Origin of the sequence: Tenacibaculum aiptasiae (genome assembly GCF_965221665.1) — a bacterium.
Taxonomy (GTDB): Bacteria; Bacteroidota; Bacteroidia; order Flavobacteriales; family Flavobacteriaceae; genus Polaribacter; species Polaribacter aiptasiae.
Genome location: NZ_CBDCSN010000003.1, coordinates 869,144 through 890,893 on the forward strand (window position 1 = coordinate 869,144; position 21,750 = coordinate 890,893).

Here is a 21,750-nt window from a genome sequence, read left to right on the forward strand (position 1 = left end):
CTTATGAAAATTTTAATTATTGAAGATGAAGCTCGTATTGCTAAAAGAGTGGAACGTATGACCAAAGAGTTTTTTTTAAATACACTTCAAGAATTAACCTGTGTGCATTCCTTAACAGAAGGTATAGAACATATTCAAAACAATCAATTAGACTTATTATTACTTGATTTAAACCTGAACGGTGAAAGTGGTTTTGACGTACTAAAAAATAGTGTTTCAGAATCTTTTCATACCATTATTATTTCAGCCAATAAACATCAGGCACTAACCGCTTTTGAATATGGGGTTTTAGATTTTGTTCCTAAACCTTTTAACAAAACAAGGTTAGAGCAGGCTTTTAATAGAATTATACGAAAAGAAGAAATAACTACAGAAAATCTTCAATATTTAGCTATTAAAAAACGTACTGGAGTGCAATTAATCGATATTAAAAATGTACGATATATAAAAGGTGCAGGCGTATATACCGAAGTGTTTTTAACAAACAATCAGAAAGAATTACACGACAAATCTTTAGAAAAACTTTCTCAATTATTACCAGAATCTTTTCAACGTATTCATAAATCATATCTAGTAAAAATTACTGAAATCAAAGAAATTATTGTACAAACTGGTAGTAAATATTCTGTTGAATTAAATAACGGCGAAATTCTCCCCGTTGGTAGAACTAAGTATAAAGAATTGAAAAAACTATTTTTATAAAAAAAAGGTTGAAAATTTATTTTTTCAACCTGTCTTTAGTGTATTCTATTTTTGTTTTTCCGTGGGCTATTGGACTTCCATCTTCATCTAAACTAACCATAACTATTTTATCAATAGCAATAATAGTTTTATGCGTAATCTTATTACGTACTTCACAATTTAAAGTAATTGATGATCTTCCAAATTTTACAACTTCAATACCAATTTCTATTATATCTCCTTTTTTAGCTGAGCTTACAAAATCTATTTCAGACATAAACTTTGTTACTGTTTTAGGAATTTCTAATTGAATAATAGCATATAAAGCTACTTCCTCGTCTATCCATTGTAACAATCGCCCTCCAAATAAAGTTCCATTTGGATTTAAATCTTCTGGTTTTACCCATTTTCTAGTGTGAAATCTCATATATTTTATTTTACTACAAATTTCAATATTTAGGTCTTGTTAACCTATCAAACATCATTTGTTTTTTATATTTTACCATAGTATTTTCTAATAAACCACTCTATAGATAAGAGTCCAATAATTAAAAACAACGTCCATTTCCAATTAATTAAATTTTCTTTATTGCTAATTGATTTTTGGGTTGTATAATAAGACTTGTTAAGCGATAAATCTTCTAGTAAATTATCAACTGAGTTTGTATAAAACAACTTTCCTTTTGTTTTTAAAGCTAATGAATTAAGCTTTTTATAATTAGCATTTGTAAACTGTTCTTCTATTTGATAATCGGTTATTTTAAATTTTCCATAACTATTTATATTTTGATTTTTTACCGACACTCCATAACTATAATCACCAGAAGTTAAGCCTTCAACCGATACTTGAAATGAATTATTTACAAGTGAAAATGGTAAAGTCTTTTTTTCTTTACTCTCTGTATTTGTAATTGTTAGCTGTAGTTCAGCTCTATTATCAAATTGGTAATTTTTATCTACATAAAAAGCTGTAATGCTAATTGGTACATTGGCCGCATATAAACGTTCTGCACTAACTTCTAATCTTTTTCTTTTTTTATTAGACGCTAAATATTGAGTTAAGCTACCTATAAATGTATCAAACGTTTCAAAAGATTGTTCTTTTAAAAAACTTGCTGCTCTCCATTTCCAAATTCCTTCTCCAAATAAAACTGCATACTTTTTTTCATTATTCTCAATGGTAGTTAACAAAGGCTGTTGCGTTTCTACTCCAGCAAATTTTTGATATAATAAACTTTGCGATTTACTATCTAAGGTAACTTCCCCAAACTTGTCTCTAAGCGGAGGAAACTCATCAAAACCAATGTCTTTTTGTAAAAAAGTTAAAAAACCATCATTATAAATAGCTGCATATTCTTCTACTTGATTAATCGCTTGCTTTCGAACACCTAATTTTAAAGAATTTAAAAAGTTCCAATCTGTCTTAGTTCCTGAGATTACTAAATAATTTGAAGAAACTTTTTCAAAAAACTTTTTAAAATAACTATTGGGTTGATACAATACATAAAACTGATACTCTGAAAAATTAATATTCCTATCGTTAATTAAAGCTATATCTGCCTTACGTTGTTTATTACTTTCTATTGACTTTTTAAGAGCTCCTAAATCAGGGTGTAAAAAAGAACTTACTATCAACACCTTTGTTTGTTCATCAAGTACTTCTACCGAAAAGTTTTTATAGTTATTCTTTGTGTTTTTTTCATTCCCAATTTTACTAATCGAAGCTGAGTAGTATTGTAAACCTTTTTCTCCTGATAACAAATTAGTCGAAACTGTTTGCGATGGGTTTGATGGAGAAAACTGTAGTTTTTTTGAAAAAATTCTTTTCCCTTTATGCGATATTGTAAAAGTAGAATTTACTTGCTCTTTTCCTTGATAATACAAAAGAGCTTCTACAGGAAACTTATTTTTTATATAACTGTATTTATTTACATTCAGTTGTGAAATTTGTATATCTTGATATGTAGTAGTATCACCAACAACTATTGGATATACACTTTTGTTTATATTTAAATATTCATAATCATTTCCTTTTGTTTGGTTACCATCACTAATTAAAATAGTAGCGCTATTTGCTTCTTTATTTAATTCGCTAATTGATGTTATTGCTTGTGAAATGTCTGTTTGAGTTTCTGAAAAAGATAAACTATCTAATGCTTTTATATTTTTCCCATAAGTAAACAATTGTACATCAAACTTATCTTGTATTTTTTTATTGTTTTCAATTTCTTGTACAATGCGTGTTACCTCTTTTTCCTGCTTAAAATGTTTAACTGACAAAGAATTATCAACTAAAACAGCTAAAACCGGTTTGTTATTTTCAGTTTCAACCATTTCAATTTTAGGATTGATTAATAGTAATAACAGTAAAAACAAACTCAATGCTTTTAAAAAGAATAAAAAAACATGGATTTTAGGCGTTTTTTTGGCTTTATAAAAATATTGAAAGAAAGCTATTGCAACGCTTACTAAAACGGCTAATACTATATAAAAAAGGGTCAATGATTCCACAAAAGATATTTTAATCTGTGAATATAAAAATATCTATTCAATTAAATTAATCTAATAAGTTTTCATTTATGATTTCGGTCATAAATTAATTAGTCTATGGGTAATAATTTTGTAGTAAATATTATTAGGCATGAGTACAACAAAACAATTAACTGTAAGTAATTTAAACGCTAAGACTTTAAATTTCAACCCAATAAAAACAATAAATCAAAAGATAGCAGAAGAAAAAAAGAATGCTATTGGTATATCTGTTATTTTAATAATGATAGGTACTATGATTGCATCTTTTTCTGCAGCCTTGGCTGTGCATGGAGAAGTAAATCTGTTCCCTTTAATATTTACCTGTGTTTCGGCTATGGGAGCAAATGCTTTAGCTATAAGTCAACGACCATTTAAAGTTGTTGCTTGGGGATTTATAATTAATATTTTAGGAAATATTTTATTAATTATTTACCAACTTGCCCTTTTGGCTTAGCATCAAACATTTTAAAAAAGAGCATGGAAGCTATATTTCGTGCTCTTTCTTTAGCTTCATGAGCTTTTTTTCCAATAAAAAGATTATCAATAGTTTCAAACCATAATTGAAGCCATCTTCCAAAATGTTCTTGAGAAATGCTATGATCAAAGTTTTTATCTAAATCTTTATGTGCTTTCATAGGATTTCCTTTAAACTTACGAACAAAGAAAAGATTGGTTTCCCAAAAATCGGTAAGTTTTTGCAAATGACTTTCCCAAGTTTCATCTGGAATGGTTTTTATAAAAATCGGACCAATAAAGTCATCTTCTTTAATTTTATCATAAAAAGTAGATACTAATAAATATACATCTTCTCTATTCTCTATTTCTTTTCTATTCATCAAAAACTATTTATTAATAAGCAACAAAAGTATATCTTTATACTGTTGCAATTTATGACTTAAATCATAATGATACCTAAAGAACTTTTACTAAGCTATAACGCTCAATATAAAACCTATAAAAAAGGAGAAATTATTTTTTCTGAAAATCAAACTGCTCATAACTATTTTCAAATTAGTAATGGAGCTATTAAAATGAATAATTATAATGAAGATGGAAAAGAGTTTATTCAAGGTATTTTTTATAAAGAACAAAGTTTTGGTGAACCTCCTTTATTTATCGATGTAAAATACCCTGCCAATGCAGAAGCAATTTCTGATTCAGAAGTTATAGTAATTTCAAAAGAACAACTATTTAATTTACTCCAAGAAAATCCAGAAATTCATTTAAAAATAACACAAAGTCTAGCCAAACGTTTATATTATAAAGCAATTATAGCTTCCGAAATTTCTAGTCAAGAACCAGCTCATAGAGTTCTTCGCTTTTTTGATTATTTAAAAAATGATGTTTATAAAATAAAGGGAGACTTTACTTTTAAAATAGAATACACAAGACAGCAAATTGCCGATATTCTAGGCTTACGTGTAGAAACAGTAATACGTGTAATAAAATTATTGGAAAAGAAAGGTGATCTTAAAATCTTAAAACGAAAAGTTTATCGTTAAATTCCTTTCAGATATCCTTTAACATAATATAAGTATTTTCTATTTTTGTTGCTTACAACACAACAACAAAAAATGAACTTAACACAATTAAATGCCATCTCTCCTATTGATGGTAGATACCGCAATAAAGTTGCGGATTTAGCTAATTATTTTTCAGAAGAAGCCTTAATTAAGTACAGAGTAAAAGTAGAAATAGAGTATTTTATTGCTTTATGTGAAATTCCTTTGCCTCAGTTAGTTGATTTCAACAAAGATTTATATTCAAACCTTCGTGAAATTTACACTTCTTTTTCACCTGATGATGCTCAGAAAATTAAAGATATCGAAGCAATTACCAATCATGATGTAAAAGCTGTTGAATACTTTATTAAAGAAAAATTTGATGCTTTAAATTTACAAGCTTATAAAGAGTTTATCCATTTCGGATTAACTTCTCAAGATATTAATAATACAGCCATTCCTTTATCTATTAAAGATGCAATGAATGACGTTTATTATCCAACTTTAGATACTTTAGTATGCAAATTAGCTGATTTATCTGAAGAATGGGAAAACATTCCAATGCTAGCTCGTACACATGGACAGCCAGCATCTCCTACTCGCTTAGGAAAAGAATTTTTTGTATTTGTAGAGCGTATTAATAATCAAGCAATACACATACAGCATACACCACATGCAGCAAAATTTGGAGGTGCTACAGGAAATTTCAATGCACATAAAGTAGCATATCCAGACATTGATTGGAAAAATTTTGGAACCCATTTTGTTGAAGAAATTTTAGGATTACATCATTCATTCCCAACTACTCAAATTGAGCACTATGATCATATGGCTGCTTTATACGATGGCTTAAAACGTATAAACACTGTTTTAATTGATTTAGACCGTGATGTTTGGACCTATGTTTCTAACGATTATTTTAAGCAAAAAATAAAGAAAGGTGAAGTAGGTTCTTCGGCAATGCCACATAAAGTTAATCCAATTGATTTTGAAAACTCTGAAGGTAACTTAGGAATTGCAAACGCTATTTTTGAGCACTTATCGGCTAAATTACCTATATCTAGATTGCAACGTGATTTAACTGACAGTACTGTTTTACGTAACATAGGAGTTCCTTTTGGACATACCTTAATTGGTTTTGCTTCAACCTTAAAAGGTTTAAATAAGTTATTATTAAACGAAGAAAAATTTGAAGAAGATTTAGAAAACAATTGGGCTGTAGTTGCAGAAGCTATTCAAACAATTTTACGTCGAGAAGCATATCCAAATCCATACGAAGCTTTAAAAGGTTTAACACGTACAAACGAAAAAATAACACAACAGTCAATTGCTAATTTTATTGACACTTTAGAAGTTTCTTCTGAAATAAAAAATGAGTTAAAAGCAATTACACCATCTAATTATACAGGAATTTAATGAAATATCTATTTACTTTTTTAGTCTTAACCTTAGTTTTATCTTGTTCTCCAGAAAAGAAAGGAGATCCAACTCGTTTTAAATATGGAACTTTTGAAATTCCAGCTGGAGAGGGCTATGGAAAAACTATTATTGTAAGGAAAGATAGCTTACAAATTGAAGAATACACTAAAAAAGTAAGTATTTCAACAGATAGTTTAACCACTGTTAAGGAAGAAAAACATATTGATACACTTTACATTAAGTGGAAAAATAATTTTGCCTATAACTTAAAAATGAAAAATCCAAAAACAGATTTGGATAAAGACCCTATATTTGTTCAAATTACAAAAGTAACCGATAGCTCTTATAGTTTTACAGCTAGAATTGGTTACTCTAATTTTAAACAAAAAGGAACTGTATATAAAGTAAAATAAACTATGGAAATTTTCTTACAACCCGACACCTGGGGTGCATTAGTAACCTTAACTTTTTTAGAAATTGTTTTAGGTATTGATAACATTATTTTTATATCAATAGCAGCAAATAAACTACCTGAAAACTTACAAAAAAAAGCCACTAATATAGGTTTGGTTTTAGCAATGGTATTACGTATCGTTTTACTGTTTGGTATTTCTTTACTTATAGCCATGAATGCTCCATTATTTCATGTAGACTTTTCTTGGTTTAAAGCAGGAGTTACAGGACAAGCTTTAATCCTATTTGCTGGAGGTATATTTCTACTATATAAAAGTACCAAGGAAATTCATCATAAAGTAGAAGGTCATGAAGAAGATACCGAAGATGGAAAACCTCAAAAAGGATATACATTAACACAAGCTATTATTCAAATTACATTAATTAACATTGTATTCTCTTTTGATTCAATTTTAACGGCAGTTGGTATGACAAACGGTGTTGAAGGAGCTATGATTATTATGATTGCTTCGGTTGTATTATCAATGGTTATTATGATGTTATTTGCTAATCCTGTAGGTAAGTTCGTAAACAAGCATCCAACAATTCAAATGTTAGGGTTATCATTCTTAATATTAATTGGATTTATGCTTATTGCTGAAAGTGCCCATCTATCGCATGCTAAATTATTTGGTGAAGAAATAGGTACAATTCCTAAGGGTTATTTGTATTTTGCTATTACCTTTTCATTATTAGTTGAAATGCTGAACATGAAAATGCGTGGAAATTCAAAAAAATAAAGCTAATTAGTTAAAATTATACTATTTTTAAATAAGACCTGTTTATAATTATAAATAGGTCTTATTTTTTTATACATTTGCGAACTGAGTTATGTTCAGCTTTAAAAGACATATTGCCCTTTTACTTATCTTTTCGTTGCTAACACCAACATTAGTTAGGGCTTCTCATGACCTTTTTGAAGATCATGAACATATTGCTTGTACTTCTAAAACAGAGCAACACTTACATGAATTAGAGAATGATTGTGGTGATTTACACCTACAATTAAAAGTTACTTATTTTGATTTAGGTAATAATTACGAATTATTTTCTGAAGATATTCATGTAGAAAAAGCTCTTAGAAGTCCAAAACAATTTAACTCAAATTTCACATCACTTAAATCATCACGCGCACCGCCTAGTTATATAATAATTACGTAATCTTTTTATTCAATTATTTATAACTAAAATTTAATGAACTTAAAAAATATTGTTCTGATGCTTTTGTTATGGAGTTTTTCTTCTATAATAATAGCACAAGAAGAATGTACATATACATTCTCAGGTTTAGTAGATGATTTTCATGATAAATCGCCCATAGTTGGAGCTACGGTTTTAATTAAAAATCAAAACAAATACACCACTACAGATATCAATGGAAAATTCACCATCAATAATGTATGTAAAGGTACTATTACTGTTGAAATTTCTCACGTTGCATGTGACCCTAGAACTTTAACTTTTACAATAGATAAAAACCTTTATAAAGTTATTGATTTAGAGCACCATATTGAAGAATTAAACGAAGTAAGTGTTAAAGGTAAAACGGGGTTAAAAACTAAAACTTCACAAGAAACCTTAATTAAAACAAAAACTTTAGAAAAATTCAGTAGTGCAAGTTTAGGTGATGCTTTGAAAGATATATCTGGTGTATCTTCTATTAATACTGGGAACTCTATTGTTAAACCTGTAATCAACGGTTTACACAGTAGTAGAGTGCTTATTTCTTTTAATAATGTGCGTTTACAAGATCAAGAATGGGGTATAGAACACGCTCCTAATATTGATTTAAACGCTGCAGAAACTGTTTCTGTTATAAAAGGAGCTAATGCATTACAATATGGTGGAGATGCTATAGGAGGAGTTGTTATTGTTAATCCCTCAAAAGTTCTGATTAATAAAGATACTTTGTATGGAAAAACAATTCTTTCTCAGCAATCTAATGGAAGACTTTTTAATATTACTAGTAGTTTGCAAAAAAATTATGCAAAAGGCTGGTATATAAATGGACAAGCTTCGTACAAAAGAGCTGGTGATTTTAGAGCACCTGATTACTATTTGACAAATACAGGAATAGATTCTAAAGCGTTTACAATTGCTACAGGATTTAAAAAGTTCAATAAAGGTTTTGAACTTTTTTATAGTCATATAGTTAATAAAATAGGAATTCTAAGCGCCTCTCATGTAGGTAGTGCTTCTGATTTAAGAAATGCTATTAACAGCCCTACTCCATTAAAAATAAGTGATTTTAGTTATACAATAGACAACCCTAAACAAGATGTTACTCACCAATTACTTAAAGCTAGCTACTATAAGCGTTTTAAAGGAATTGGTAAATTATCTTTACAATATGATTTTCAAAGCAACAATAGATTAGAGTTTGATTTAAGAAGAGGTGACAATAAAAATTTAGCTGCCACTGATTTATTATTAAAAACTCATTCTTTTAGAGCTGATTTAAAAATGGATGCAAATCCTGATCGAATTTATAAATTTGGAATTATTGGAAGCTATCAAAATAATTTCCCTGACCCAGCAACTAAAGTAAGAAGAATCATACCTGATTATGATAAATATACTTTTGGAGCTTATGGAATTGGAAATTTTAGATTTGAAGACATCTTATTAACTGCAGGTATTAGATACGATTTTGAACATATTGATGCTAAAAAGTTTTATCAAATTTCTAGATGGAACAGTTTAGGTTATCAAAATGATTTTAGCCACTTTATAGTTGATCCAAATGTGCAAGGCACTCAATTATTGGCAAATCCTGTATTTACTTACCATAATATTTCGGCATCATTAGGCATTTCTTATGACATTAATGAAAAGAGTTCTTTAATTGCGAACTATGGTTTAGCAAATAGAGCACCTAATGCTTCTGAATTATTCAGTGCTGGGTTACATCATTCTGCAGCTAGAATAGAATTAGGAGATTTACGTATACAACCAGAAACGTCTAATAGGTTTTCTGCAACTTATAATTTTAACCACAACAAACTTGATTTTTCTGTTGAAGGATTTTACAACTTTATAAATGATTTTATTTATATAGAACCTTCAGGAGCTGAATTAACACAACGTGGTACTTTTGTTACTTGGGATTATAAACAAGTAAACGCTCATTTATTTGGTATTGATACTAATATAAGTTATCAAATAAATAAAAATTTAAGTATCGGAAATAAAACTTCGTTTCTTAGAGGAAAGGATACAAGTAACAAACGTGATCTTATAGATATTCCTCCATTTAAGACGGTAACGCAACTTACTTTTAACAAAGCTGAATGGTATAATTTCAATGCTTCTGTTCAAAGTGAATTTAATGCTAGACAAAACAATTTCCCTAACAACAATTTTGACATTTTTATCCCTCAAACTAATAGTTATGAACTTGTTGATATTAGTACACCTCCCGATGCTTACCATTTATTAAATTTTTCGTCAGGTATAGAGTTTAATCTATTTAAAACCAATATGGGATTAACATTTTCTGTAGACAATATACTTAATACCAGTTATCGAAATTATTTAAACAAACTACGCTACTTTGCTGATGATTTAGGGAGAAACTTTAAAATTCAATTAAAAATTAATTATTAAAAAAACACATTATGAAACTTATTAAATTATTTTCAATACTTACTATTTTCTCTTTAGTATTCGCTTCTTGTTCAGATAGCGACCCAGTTCCTGTAAATGAGGAAGAAGTTATAACTACAATGAGAATTGTATTAACACCAAATGGTGGAGGTAATGCTGTAACTATCCAAAGTCAAGATTTAGATGGTGATGGTCCTAATGCACCTGTAATTACTCCAGATCCAATTACACTTGCAGCAAATACAACTTATAGTGCGGTTATTACTTTATTAAACGAAACTGAAAGCCCTGCTGGAAATGTAACAGACGAAGTAGCTGCTGAAGCTGAAGAGCACCAATTCTTCTACAATGCTAATGGAATTGCTGGTACTTTTACTTATGCAGGAAATAACGATTCTAACGGAAACCCTGTTGGAATTCAATTTACTGTTGCTACTGGAGCTGCTGGAACTGGAACTTATACAGTTACTTTAAGACATGAGCCTAACAAATCGGCTGCTGGTGTTAAAGATGGAGATATTACTAATGCTGGTGGTTCTACTGATATTGAAGTTAGCTTCCCTATTACATTACAATAATAAACCATTTATATTGTAAAAAACCTCAGGTTAATCCTGAGGTTTTTTATTTACTCTCTTAAATAGTATTAAGAATCAAAAACTCCCCAAAATTGGGGAGTTTTCTTCTTATATAAACAAACTTTAACTTAATAAAGTTTTAGTGCTTTTCCTTTTTAAGCAATTCTGGAAATTTCTGCTTAAAACGATTTAACCTAGGAATAGAAACCTTTTGTACATAAGGATTTTCTGGATGTAATCTCTCATAATTTTGATGGTATTCTTCCGCTGGATAAAACTTGGTAAACTTTGTTACTTCTGTTACTATTTTACCTTTATAAATTTCTTTATTTAACTTTTTAATTGTGTTTTCAATTATTTGTTTCTCCTTATTATTACTATAAAATGCAATAGATCTATATTGACTTCCATAATCTGGGTGCTGTCCATTTTTTGTTGTAGGATTATGAGACCCAAAATAAACATCTACTAAAGTTTGAAAACTCACTACCTTAGGATTATAGTAAACAGCTACTGTTTCTGAATGCCCAGTTCTTCCTGTTCCTATTTTTCTGTAAGTAGGATTTTTTGTGTGTCCACCTGCATAACCTGAAACTGCTTCCTCTACTCCTTTTACACTTTCAAAAATAGCCTCTACGCACCAAAAACATCCGCTTGCAAAATAAGCTACTTTGGTATCTTTTGAGTAAGATATGATTTTATCATTCTCTTTAATTTCTTCTTTTTTTGTGAAATTTGTAAAAATAATAGCTGATAAAAACACTGCTGAAAGTGCTATTGATTTTAGTATCTTCATAAATTATAATCTTTTATACCTATTCAGTCGTGTAAAAAAACAAGTTTTTACAATTGTTTACAACTTTAGGTTTTCCTTAAGAAAATTGTTTGTGAGTTGCCATCGGGTTTTTTACTTTTGTTTACGTAAATAGTAGCAATTAAATGGAACATTTTATAGTATCAGCACGTAAGTATCGTCCTCAAAATTTTGAAGATGTTGTTGGCCAACAAGCCATCACCAATACTTTAGAAAATGCTATAAAAAACAATCATTTAGCGCAAGCATTACTTTTTACAGGACCTCGTGGAGTTGGTAAAACTTCTTGTGCTCGTATTCTAGCTAAAAGAATAAATCAAGAAGATGCTACTAATGAAGATGAAGATTTCGCTTTCAATATTTTTGAATTAGATGCTGCTTCAAACAACTCTGTAGACGATATTCGAAACCTAACGGATCAAGTTCGTATTCCACCTCAAACTGGAAAATATAAGGTTTATATTATTGACGAGGTTCATATGCTTTCTCAAGCAGCTTTCAATGCTTTTTTAAAGACATTGGAAGAGCCACCAGCACATGCTATTTTTATTTTAGCAACAACCGAAAAGCATAAAATTATTCCAACAATATTATCACGTTGTCAAATTTTCGATTTTAAACGTATAGGTGTTTTAGATGCTAAAGAGTATTTAAAAACGATTTGTGCTAAAGAAAATATTACAGCTGAAGATGATGCTTTACATGTAATAGCTCAAAAGGCTGATGGTGCCATGCGTGATGCTTTATCTATTTTTGATAGAGTTGTTAGTTTTTCTGGTAGTAATTTAACACGTGAAGCCGTTACTCAGAATTTAAATGTATTAGATTATGATGTTTATTTTAACATTACTGATCTATTACTTGAAAATAAAATACCTGAAGTATTGATGGCTTTTAATGATGTTTTAGCCAAAGGCTTTGAAGGACATCATTTTATAAACGGTTTAGCATCTCACTTTAGAGATTTATTAGTTGCTAAAGATGAAGCTACCATACAATTATTAGAAGTTGGAGATAATACAAAGAAGAAATATTTAGATCAAGCTAGAAAAGCTAATATGCAATTTTTGCTTCCAGCTATTGATAAAGCCAACGATTGTGATTTAAAATATCGAGGAAGTAAAAACCAACGTTTACTGGTAGAACTTACCTTAATGCAAATAGCCTCTATCACTTTTGATGGAGCAAAAAAAAAATCTAGCAACTACATAATTCCGGCTACTTTTTTCACTTCTTTATCTCCTTCGGTAAAGAAGATTGCAATTCAACCAATTGTAAAAGCTACAGAGATTCCTCAGGAAACAAAACAACCTGAAGTTAAAGAAACTCCACAAGCCCAATCTACAAAACCAATGTTGAAAAACATTAAACGTAGGGCTTCTGCACTTTCTTTAAAAAGTGTACATAAGAAAAAGGTTGTTGTTACTAATGATGATGATGAAAACTTCGAAAATCACCCAAGAACTCCTTTTACTAATGAAGAATTAGCTGAAGCTTGGAAAAAATACTATTTTAAATTACAAGGGTTAGGTGAACGAAGTATGGCAGCTATTTTAGCTTCAGATACTCCATTATTAGGAGCTAATCATAAAATAAAGTTCTCTGTTCCTAACGAATTAATGAAGTCCCAATTAAGAAAAGGGAAACCAAAATTAATGCGTTACTTACGTGAAGCTTTAAATAACTATGGTATTGAAGTTGATATTGTAGTAAATGAAACTATAGAAAAAAAGTTTGCCTATACTCCTCATGAAAAATATGAGAAATTAAAAGAAAAAAATCCTTTAATTGAAAAGTTAAAGCAAACTTTTGGTTTAGATCTCTAATTTTTTACCTAAATAAACAATAGCGTTATTTTCTTTAATGTTTGCCGTATTAAATGTTGGTAATACTTCTAAGGTATCTCCTACTTTTACAAATAATGGTATTGATTTTATCTCTTCCTCAATTTTTTCAAGTTTAGCTACAAAATCTTCTTCTGATTTTACAATCAATTCATGTATCGTAGGATAATCTCTCGCGCTTTCATTCAGATTAAAGTAATCATCATTTTCTGTAAATAGATTCATTTCTTCTTTTATTTCACTATCCTTAACTTCTTTTGAACTAGCTACTCTATAGGCACCATGCTCACCATACAACTCAGATAATTGTGTTATTGCATATTTGTTAACCACATCACTACCAGTCATTGCTATCAGATAACCAACGTCACTCAATTCTACCTTATCATCTATACTATCGTTATAAATATCAATATCAAAAGCTTCAATTTCATTATTACGAGCTTTTTCAATATAATCTTTGTTCTGATCTAAAAGTATTACCCTTCTATCATTATCTTTTAAATATTTAGCAATCACTCTTGCTGCTTCAGAAGCTCCAATAATAACTATCGCTTCAGATTGTTTTAAGAATACTCCTACTAGTTTAGCAAATAAACGTGCTGTAGTTGCATTTAATAGTACTGTACCCAATACAATCATAAATACCAAAGGAGTTATGTATTCTGCGCCTACTACACCTTGTTTCATTAGTTTAGTTCCAAATAATGAAGCAATACCAGCAGCTACAATACCTCTAGGTCCAACCCAACTTATAAATAATTTTTCATTGAGTTTTAAAGTTGAACCTCGTGTACTTAGAAATACACCTAAAGGACGTATTACTAAAACTACAATAGCAAATAACAATAGTGCTTCCCAGTTAAAAATAAGTTGAAGCTGACTCATATCCATGTTTGCAGCCAACAAAATAAATAGGATAGAAATTAATAATACTGAAAGTGATTCTTTAAAATATAATAATTCGTCAAAACTGTGAATTTTACTATTTGCTATTACCATTCCCATTACCACTACCGATAATAAACCAGATTCGTGAGCAAATAAATCAGACAATACAAATACAAATAATACGGTAGATAATGATACCACGTTTAATAAATAATGTGGAACCAACTTCCTATTAACTATAAATATTAAAGCATGTGCAAACGTAAAACCAAAAGTTGAGCCAAATAATAAGATTTTACCAAACTCAAGTAAAGCTGTTTTTGTAAAACCACTTCCACCTCCAACACTAATAAATTCAAAAACCAATACTGCTATTAATGCTCCTATTGGGTCAATTAAAATACCTTCCCATTTTAGCACAGCTGCTACATCTTTTTTAAGAGGTACATTTCTTAATATTGGCGATATTACTGTTGGACCTGTAACTATAATTAATGCTGAAAATAACATTGAAATTTCCCATCCTAATCCAAAAATATGATGTGCAACAATACCTGAAACAATAAATGTTACTGCAGAACCTAAAGTAATCAGCTTTGTTATAACTGGACCAACATTAGAGATTTCACTTTGCTTTAATGTTAAACCTCCTTCAAAAAGAATAATACTAATAGCTAAAGACACAAAATAAAATAGACCATCGCCAGGAAATAATCCTTTTTTTCCATTCCATATAGGTTCAATCCATTTACTTCCATCAGAACTAAAAAATTCAGCAGCAACAGGACCTACTAATAGTCCTATTAAAATTAAAGGTAATATTGCTGGAATTTTAAATTTCCATGCTACCCATTGTGCTAAAATTCCTAAAATGATGATTCCTGCTAGTTCTACCATAGTCTTTATTATGTAAAAAATATTATTTCTCGGAATAAGAATAAAATTCTATCTTCGAAAACTTAAAAATAAACAATATTTTGATTAAAAAAATTTTAATTGGTATTGCTTTCTCTCCTAATTTAAAAGCGAATTTATTTGAAGCTTTACGATTGGGAAATATGCTTGGAGCTCAGGTAATTGGTGTACATGTTGGAGAAAAATCTGAAGAAAAAGAAAAACAATTACAACAACTTTTAGATGAAGTTTCAGCACTAGAACAACCTTTCAAAACGATCTGGCAAGAAGGTAAACCGGTCGATGTTATACTTCAAACGACAAAACAAGAGCAAATAGATTTATTAATATTAGGTGCTTTACAAAAAGAGAAACTCTATAAATATTATGTAGGTTCTATAGCTAGAGAACTTACACGTAAAGCTAAATGCTCTGTATTACTTTTAATAAAACCATCTATTGAAAGAGTTCCTTGTAATCATGTTGTTGTAAGTGGTTTGGAAGATGATAAAACAAAAGAAACTATTAAAGCTGCCTTAGCCATTTCTAAAAAGCTAGACTGTAAAAGAGTTACTATTGTTGAAGAAATTAGCCAAACAGAACTAAATGTAAAAGTTAACGACGATGCTTCTTTACGTAAAGCTACTTTAGCAAAAGAACGTTTAAAGGAACGTGAAGATTTCCGTGTACAATGTGTACTTGATGAAATTGACACCAAAGATATTATTATAAAAAAACAAAGTATTTTCGGACGTAGAGGATATTCTATAGGTCACTATGCTAAAGTAAAAAGGGCTGATTTACTTGTAATGAGTGCTCCTAAAAAAACGGGGATCATTGATAGAATTTTCCCGCATGATTTAGAATATATTTTAGCTGAATTACCAACCGATGTTTTAATCGTTAAATAAATGAGTAAGAAAAATCAATTTAAAACATTTTTAGGAGAATTACCTCAAAATATATTTTCAGGTTTTGTAGTTTCATTAATTGCACTGCCTTTAGGTTTAGGATTAGCTTTAGCATCTGGTGCTCCTCCTATTTCAGGAATTATTGCTGCAATTATTGGAGGTTCGGTAGTTGCTATTTTAGGAGGTTCTAATGTTACTATTACAGGACCTGGTAATGGATTGGTAGTTGTAATTTTAGCAGCCATTACTACTTTAGGTGCTGGCGATATGCATCAAGGTTTCTTATATACCTTAGCCGCCATTGTAGTTTCAGGAATTATCATGATCATCTTAGGTTTTTTACGACTTGGATCTTTGGGAGATTTTTTCCCTTCATCAGCAATTCAAGGAATGTTAGCTGCCATTGGTATTGGGATTTTTGCGAAACAAATTCATGTGATGTTTGGTAATTTAAATGCCAAAGGGAGCATTGTTGACCTATTAATACAAGTTCCTCAAGGTGTTATTGATTTCGTAAATACAGACAATACAAGTACTTTTTATGCTGGTTTGGTAGGTATAGGTAGTTTACTTATTATGGTTTTTTATAGTAAAATAAGGAATAAATACTTTCAATTAATTCCAGCACCAATGTGGATTGTTGTTTTAAGTGTAGGTTTATACTATTACTATGATATGTTTTCTGCAGCTCCATATCCGATTGATAAAAGTATATTGATTAATTTACCTGATGATGTATTATCTAACTTTGCCTTTCCTGATTTTAGTAAAATTTATCAATTCGACTTTATCAACGCTGTAATAGCTATTACTTTAATTGCTAGTATTGAAAGTTTATTAAGTATTAAAGCTGTTGATAAACTTGATCCTTTAAAACGTCGTTCTAATGTAAACAAAGACATTAGAGCCTTAGGTTTAGCTACAGTTATTAGTGGTTTATTAGGAGGTTTAAATGTAGTTACGGTAATTGCACGAAGTTCTGTAAATGTTAATAATAAAGGTAGTAATCGTTCTGCTAACTTTTTTCATGCAGCATTTTTAGTTGTTTTCATTTTATTATTTGCTACCGAATTACGTAAAATACCACTTCCAGCCTTAGCTGCCATTTTAGTATATACTGGATATAAATTAGCTTCACCAGAGAACATTCAAAAAGTATTTAAAATTGGTAAAGAGCAATTAGTTATTTTCTTAGCTACTTTAATTACTACAATTACAACAAGTTTAATTACAGGTATTTTAGCGGGAATTTTTATAACTTTTGTTATCCACGTTTTTATAAACAAAAACTTTATGTTTTTTCTTAAAAATCTATTAAAACCTAATGTTTTAATGTTTAAAGAAGACGATAAATACTATGTTTCTGTTGAAAATTTTTCAAGCTTTTTAAACTATACAAAATTAAAAGCTAAACTAGATCAAATACCAGAAAATGAAGATGCTATAATTGACTTTACATTATGTGATTTTGTTGACCATTCTGTAATGGAAAATCTTCATAATTATGCTGAGTCTTTCAAACGTAAAGGAGGACATTTTGAAGTAATTGGACTTGACGGTTATAAAACCGGTAGCGAACACCCTTTTGCTTTACGTAAAAATATTCCTCTTCAAACAGAAGAAACAAGAAAACCTAATAGCTTAACTAAAAGACAAAAATCTCTACAAAGTATTGGTAATGAATTAGGTTGGAATTATGCGGTTTTACCTAAAGAACCAGTAACACGAATTCCTCATTTTGGTTATTTTAAAACTAGGCAAATAAATAAAGTATCTAACATCTTATCTAATAAAAAATGTACCTTATTTGATGTAGAATTTCATGAGGGTGAACTTTTTGCTAAGCAAATTATAAAAGCTACCATGTTACACATTAATTTAGATCAAGAAGTACCTGAATTTACCTTAGATAGAGAAGGAATTTTTGAATACATATATCACTTTGCTGGTTTTAAAGATATTAATATTGAAAACCACCCTGACTTTTCAAAAAGGTTTTATTTATCTGGAAAAGACGAGTTAGAAATCAAGTCTTTCTTTACTGATGAATTGGTCTTATTCTTTGAAAGTAATAAATACTATCACATTGAAGCGAGTAATAAAGGTTTATTAATTATTGGTAGAGAGCGTTTAGCTGGTATTAAGGAAATTAAATCTTTAGCAGACTTTGGTATGCGTTTAAAGAATGTAATTACTGAGAAAAAAATGTCTGTTATTGAATCTGTATAAAACGAGTTTTTTCGTTTCCTGAATCATCAATAACAGTGATTTTATAAGTTCCTTCTTTAGGTTTTATAGATTGTTCATGATACTGCTGTGTTTTTCCTAGGTATTTATCATTAATGTACCAATAAACATTAGCGTTATCATTTGCATGCATTAACTTTAAAATGATTGGATTTAAAGTACCATTTTCATTTTTTGTTAAAGATAATTTTGAATAGTTTTTAGAAGGAAAAATAAAATCTATTGTATTATTTTCAAGTTGTATACAATCTCCTCTAAAATTTGGTAATACTCTATAAGCAGCATTTTTTTGTTGATAATAATACGCCATTAGAGGAGGCAGTTCGAACCAAACAATATTTTTCATGTTACTAATAGACTCACATGATGAATTTACTCGGTATTTTTCTGAAGTATCTACAGTTATTTCCTTGTGATACGGACATGATTTAGCATTTATTCCATTTTTAGGAATTTGTTTTAGTACCGATTTACATATTGGCAATGCTAAATAGCCACTTTGTTTACAGACTTTTTCTTCAATTAAATCTTCAAAAGGTTCTAAAAACCAATCTGATTTTGGTAAAATATCAAAAACATCAAACATTAAAGGTGCTGCACTTCCTACTCCTGTTAAATCTGGACGTCCCTCTCCATCTGAATTCCCCATCCATACTCCTACTACATATTTTGGAGTAACTCCAATTGCCCAAGCATCTTTGTTTCCGAAACTAGTTCCTGTCTTCCACCCTATTTTTTGTGAAGAATCAAAATATTTCCAAGCTTGATCTGTCAATGGCCTATTAACTTCTGTTAATGTATTTAAAGTAGTAAAAGCTGATCCAGCATCTATACTTAAATAACTTTCTTTAACAGCTCCAAAATCAACATCAGTAGCGTATGTATAACTTGGGTTTTGATATTCATTTTGATAATATTTATGCTTTAAAGTTTCGTAATTATTTACAATACCTGCATAACCAGCATATGTTTTGCATAAATCCCATAAACTAGCTTCTGCTCCTCCTAATATTAATGACAATCCGTAATAATCAGCAGATTTGTTAATATCGTCAATGCGGTAATCTTTTAAATCCTCTGTAAACTTCTCTAAACCATATCGCTGTAACATTCGTACTGCTGGAATATTTAACGATCTTGTTAAAGCTTCATTTGCAGGTACTGCTCCATCAAAAGTTAAATTAAAATTATTGGGACTATATCCTGCTATTTCAGTAGGAATATCAGCAACTAACTGTGTTGGTAACAAATCTCCCGATTGTAACATATGCGCATATAATAACGGCTTTAATGTACTTCCTGTACTTCTTGGAGCTATTATATTATTTACATCTTTTTGATGTTTTTTATCTGTTGGTGAATTCCCAACATAGCTAATCACTTTTCTTGTTTCAACATCCAAAACCAATACAGCCAAATTATATACTTCATTTTGTTTTTGACGTTCGTAATGTTGCTTTGCTAAATTATTTACTTGTCGTTGTATATGGATGTCAATAGAACTTTGTACGTATTTACCTTCCTCTTTTTTGGCTATTTCCTGTACTAAGTGTGGAGCTATATTAGGTAAAGCATAAGGTTTTTGAGGTAACTCTTCTTCAACTGCTAACTCATACGTAATTTGATCAATAATACCTTCCTTATACAGCTTTTGTAATAGACGATTTCTTTTTTTCTTTAATCTCTGTTGATTTTTTCCTGGATAAATTAACGAAGGTGCATTGGGTAATACTGCCAACGTTGCACTTTCGGCCCATGAAAGTTGGTGAGGTTGTAAACCAAAATAACGCCATGATGCCATTTCTAAACCTACTACATTACCTCCAAAAGGTGCATGAGATGCATATAGTTTTAAAATTTCTTTTTTCGAATAGCTAAACTCTAATCGAGTTGCTAATAGTAATTCTTTTAACTTTTCAAGATAAGAGCGTTGTTGGTTTTTACGAGCTAAACGAATTACTTGCTGCGTAATGGTACTTCCTCCTCTAACAATTTTTTTAGCCTTGATATTGTCTATCATAGCTTTTCCTATAGCAACTGGATTAAAACCAAAATGCTGATAAAAATAGGCATCTTCAAATTGTAAGACACATTGTTCAAACTTTTTGGGTACAGAATCTAATTCAGGAAATCTCCATTGACCATCTTTTGCTACTACAGCGCCTAGTAATTCATTATTACTTGCTGTAACCACTGTTGATGTAGGAGTTTCGAATATTTTTTTAGGCAAACAGAAATAGTAAACAACCATTAATACACTTAAAATGATTGTCTTTATTTTATGCTTTTTAAAAAAATTGAAACTAATTTTCATCTACAATTTATTCAATTCAAAAGTATAAAGTTTATGCTTAAAATATAAAGTTAAGAAAGTTATATTTGCAGCTTATTACATACTAATGAGTTTCACCTTACTTTCGTCTCCTTTACAAGGATTTACCGATTTTCGTTTTAGAAATGCCCAACACAAATATTTTGGTGGTATTGATACCTATTATGCTCCTTATATTCGTTTGAATGGGAAATTTAAAATAAAATCGAGTTACGAACGTGATTTATTACCCGAAAATAACACAACTTTAACGGTTATTCCTCAAGTTATTACCAATGATCCTGATGAATTTTTGTTTGTTGCTAAATATGTTCAGAGTTTAGGGTATAAAGAATTGAATTGGAACTTAGGTTGTCCTTACCCAATGGTTACTAAATCTGGTATGGGATCTGGATTAATATGTAATCCTACCAGAATAGATGAAGTCTTACACAAAGCTCATAACGAAACAGACATTATTGTTTCAATGAAAATGAGAATGGGATATGAAAATAGTGAAGAAATTTTGCACTCTTTTCCTATTTTAGATAAATATCCTTTGAAAAGTATAGCAATTCATGCTCGAATTGGAAAACAATTGTACAAAGGTAGTGTAGACCTAGATGCTTTTCAAAAATGTATAGATGTAGCTAAACATCAATTGTATTATAATGGCGATATTACTTCTGTTGAAGGCTTTAACGCTATGAAAGAACGTTTTCCTAGTATTATGCATTTTATGATTGGTCGCGGATTAATTGCTGATCCATTTTTACCACAAATGATAAAAGATAATACTACAGAATATCCAAAGGATAGATGGAAACGTTTTGAAGCTTTTCATGACGAGATATATGAACAATACGATGCTGCTTTATCGGGACCAACTCCTATTAAGATGAAAATGCTAGGTTTTTGGGAATATTTTTCAAAATCTTTTTCCGATCCTCGTAAGACCTATAAAAAAATTAAGAAGGCTACTAATCAAAAAAAATACCAAGCAGCTGTAAAGGAGATATTAAATGGGGAAAGAGACAACTAATTTTTTTATTTAATTTACTAATCTA

The 21,750-nt window shown here is 29.7% G+C and carries 19 protein-coding genes; 13 read left to right on the forward strand and 6 right to left on the reverse strand.

What is annotated here, in order from left to right:
- The first annotated feature begins 3 nt into the window (after positions 1–3).
- Entirely contained in the window at positions 4–702 is a 699-nt protein-coding gene (locus tag ACOQN8_RS15890; protein WP_420553417.1) for a LytR/AlgR family response regulator transcription factor, read from the forward strand.
- Between the two features lie 16 nt (positions 703–718).
- On the opposite strand, the gene ACOQN8_RS15895 is transcribed toward ACOQN8_RS15890, so the two are convergent.
- Positions 719–1,108 carry an acyl-CoA thioesterase gene (locus tag ACOQN8_RS15895; protein ID WP_150898508.1) on the reverse strand — a complete coding sequence of 130 codons (390 nt, stop codon included), beginning with the start codon at positions 1,106–1,108 and terminating at the stop codon, positions 719–721.
- 65 nt (positions 1,109–1,173) lie between these two features.
- Positions 1,174–3,192, reverse strand: a complete 2,019-nt coding sequence (locus ACOQN8_RS15900; RefSeq protein WP_420553418.1) for a VWA domain-containing protein — start codon at positions 3,190–3,192, stop codon at positions 1,174–1,176.
- 130 nt (positions 3,193–3,322) lie between these two features.
- Here ACOQN8_RS15900 and ACOQN8_RS15905 point away from each other — a divergent pair, with 130 nt between their 5' ends.
- Entirely contained in the window at positions 3,323–3,667 is a 345-nt protein-coding gene (locus ACOQN8_RS15905; RefSeq protein ID WP_272149372.1) for a hypothetical protein, read from the forward strand.
- Here ACOQN8_RS15905 and ACOQN8_RS15910 read toward each other — a convergent pair.
- Positions 3,639–4,049, reverse strand: coding sequence for a group III truncated hemoglobin (locus ACOQN8_RS15910; protein ID WP_420553419.1), 411 nt, complete (start codon positions 4,047–4,049; stop codon positions 3,639–3,641). The genes ACOQN8_RS15905 and ACOQN8_RS15910 overlap by 29 nt on opposite strands.
- 69 nt (positions 4,050–4,118) lie before the next feature.
- Here ACOQN8_RS15910 and ACOQN8_RS15915 point away from each other — a divergent pair, with 69 nt between their 5' ends.
- From ACOQN8_RS15915 to ACOQN8_RS15945, 7 genes are all read left to right on the forward strand, one after another.
- On the forward strand, positions 4,119–4,715 hold the full coding sequence (locus ACOQN8_RS15915; RefSeq protein WP_150898505.1) for a Crp/Fnr family transcriptional regulator: 597 nt from the start codon (positions 4,119–4,121) through the stop codon (positions 4,713–4,715).
- 72 nt (positions 4,716–4,787) lie between these two features.
- Entirely contained in the window at positions 4,788–6,131 is a 1,344-nt protein-coding gene (gene purB, locus ACOQN8_RS15920; protein ID WP_420553420.1) for an adenylosuccinate lyase, read from the forward strand.
- A complete protein-coding gene (locus ACOQN8_RS15925; RefSeq protein ID WP_420553421.1) occupies positions 6,131–6,547 on the forward strand; it encodes a hypothetical protein in 417 nt (138 codons plus the stop codon). The genes purB and ACOQN8_RS15925 overlap by 1 nt, the downstream gene beginning before the upstream one ends.
- A gap of 3 nt (positions 6,548–6,550) precedes the next feature.
- Entirely contained in the window at positions 6,551–7,327 is a 777-nt protein-coding gene (locus tag ACOQN8_RS15930) for a TerC family protein (protein ID WP_272149377.1), read from the forward strand.
- Positions 7,328–7,463: 136 nt separating this feature from the next.
- Entirely contained in the window at positions 7,464–7,748 is a 285-nt protein-coding gene (locus tag ACOQN8_RS15935; RefSeq protein ID WP_150898501.1) for a hypothetical protein, read from the forward strand.
- Between the two features lie 33 nt (positions 7,749–7,781).
- On the forward strand, positions 7,782–10,193 hold the full coding sequence (locus tag ACOQN8_RS15940; protein WP_420553422.1) for a TonB-dependent receptor: 2,412 nt from the start codon (positions 7,782–7,784) through the stop codon (positions 10,191–10,193).
- A gap of 11 nt (positions 10,194–10,204) precedes the next feature.
- The gene (locus ACOQN8_RS15945; RefSeq protein WP_420553423.1) at positions 10,205–10,771 is read left to right on the forward strand and encodes a type 1 periplasmic binding fold superfamily protein; all 567 of its coding nucleotides are present in this window, start codon (positions 10,205–10,207) and stop codon (positions 10,769–10,771) included.
- A 139-nt stretch (positions 10,772–10,910) separates the two neighbouring features.
- On the opposite strand, the gene msrA is transcribed toward ACOQN8_RS15945, so the two are convergent.
- Positions 10,911–11,567: a peptide-methionine (S)-S-oxide reductase MsrA gene (gene msrA / locus ACOQN8_RS15950; protein WP_150898498.1), complete on the reverse strand. Its 657-nt coding sequence runs from the start codon at positions 11,565–11,567 to the stop codon at positions 10,911–10,913.
- A gap of 143 nt (positions 11,568–11,710) precedes the next feature.
- Here msrA and dnaX point away from each other — a divergent pair, with 143 nt between their 5' ends.
- Positions 11,711–13,411 carry a DNA polymerase III subunit gamma/tau gene (dnaX, locus tag ACOQN8_RS15955; protein ID WP_150898497.1) on the forward strand — a complete coding sequence of 567 codons (1,701 nt, stop codon included), beginning with the start codon at positions 11,711–11,713 and terminating at the stop codon, positions 13,409–13,411.
- On the opposite strand, the gene ACOQN8_RS15960 is transcribed toward dnaX, so the two are convergent.
- Entirely contained in the window at positions 13,400–15,217 is a 1,818-nt protein-coding gene (locus ACOQN8_RS15960) for a cation:proton antiporter (protein ID WP_420553424.1), read from the reverse strand. The genes dnaX and ACOQN8_RS15960 overlap by 12 nt on opposite strands.
- Before the next feature lie 80 nt (positions 15,218–15,297).
- On the opposite strand from ACOQN8_RS15960, the gene ACOQN8_RS15965 reads away from it, so the two are divergent.
- On the forward strand, positions 15,298–16,125 hold the full coding sequence (locus tag ACOQN8_RS15965) for a universal stress protein (RefSeq protein WP_420553425.1): 828 nt from the start codon (positions 15,298–15,300) through the stop codon (positions 16,123–16,125).
- Positions 16,126–18,354 (forward strand): SulP family inorganic anion transporter, encoded by a 2,229-nt coding sequence (locus tag ACOQN8_RS15970; protein WP_420553426.1) that lies wholly within the window; start codon positions 16,126–16,128, stop codon positions 18,352–18,354.
- Here ACOQN8_RS15970 and pbpC read toward each other — a convergent pair.
- On the reverse strand, positions 18,338–20,686 hold the full coding sequence (gene pbpC / locus ACOQN8_RS15975; protein ID WP_420553427.1) for a penicillin-binding protein 1C: 2,349 nt from the start codon (positions 20,684–20,686) through the stop codon (positions 18,338–18,340). The two genes, ACOQN8_RS15970 and pbpC, sit on opposite strands and share 17 nt — an antisense overlap.
- 85 nt (positions 20,687–20,771) lie before the next feature.
- On the opposite strand from pbpC, the gene ACOQN8_RS15980 reads away from it, so the two are divergent.
- On the forward strand, positions 20,772–21,725 hold the full coding sequence (locus tag ACOQN8_RS15980) for a tRNA dihydrouridine synthase (protein WP_420553428.1): 954 nt from the start codon (positions 20,772–20,774) through the stop codon (positions 21,723–21,725).
- Positions 21,726–21,750 lie beyond the last annotated feature (25 nt).

Coding starts and splice junctions, on each gene's coding strand:
- ACOQN8_RS15890 (WP_420553417.1), top strand. CDS start 4: ATGAAAATTTTAATTATTGAAGATGAAGCTCGTATTGCTAAAAGAGTG.
- ACOQN8_RS15895 (WP_150898508.1), bottom strand. CDS start 1,108: ATGAGATTTCACACTAGAAAATGGGTAAAACCAGAAGATTTAAATCCA.
- ACOQN8_RS15905 (WP_272149372.1), top strand. CDS start 3,323: ATGAGTACAACAAAACAATTAACTGTAAGTAATTTAAACGCTAAGACT.
- ACOQN8_RS15910 (WP_420553419.1), bottom strand. CDS start 4,049: ATGAATAGAAAAGAAATAGAGAATAGAGAAGATGTATATTTATTAGTA.
- ACOQN8_RS15915 (WP_150898505.1), top strand. CDS start 4,119: ATGATACCTAAAGAACTTTTACTAAGCTATAACGCTCAATATAAAACC.
- purB (WP_420553420.1), top strand. CDS start 4,788: ATGAACTTAACACAATTAAATGCCATCTCTCCTATTGATGGTAGATAC.
- ACOQN8_RS15925 (WP_420553421.1), top strand. CDS start 6,131: ATGAAATATCTATTTACTTTTTTAGTCTTAACCTTAGTTTTATCTTGT.
- ACOQN8_RS15930 (WP_272149377.1), top strand. CDS start 6,551: ATGGAAATTTTCTTACAACCCGACACCTGGGGTGCATTAGTAACCTTA.
- ACOQN8_RS15940 (WP_420553422.1), top strand. CDS start 7,782: ATGAACTTAAAAAATATTGTTCTGATGCTTTTGTTATGGAGTTTTTCT.
- ACOQN8_RS15945 (WP_420553423.1), top strand. CDS start 10,205: ATGAAACTTATTAAATTATTTTCAATACTTACTATTTTCTCTTTAGTA.
- msrA (WP_150898498.1), bottom strand. CDS start 11,567: ATGAAGATACTAAAATCAATAGCACTTTCAGCAGTGTTTTTATCAGCT.
- dnaX (WP_150898497.1), top strand. CDS start 11,711: ATGGAACATTTTATAGTATCAGCACGTAAGTATCGTCCTCAAAATTTT.
- ACOQN8_RS15960 (WP_420553424.1), bottom strand. CDS start 15,217: ATGGTAGAACTAGCAGGAATCATCATTTTAGGAATTTTAGCACAATGG.
- ACOQN8_RS15970 (WP_420553426.1), top strand. CDS start 16,126: ATGAGTAAGAAAAATCAATTTAAAACATTTTTAGGAGAATTACCTCAA.
- pbpC (WP_420553427.1), bottom strand. CDS start 20,686: ATGAAAATTAGTTTCAATTTTTTTAAAAAGCATAAAATAAAGACAATC.
- ACOQN8_RS15980 (WP_420553428.1), top strand. CDS start 20,772: ATGAGTTTCACCTTACTTTCGTCTCCTTTACAAGGATTTACCGATTTT.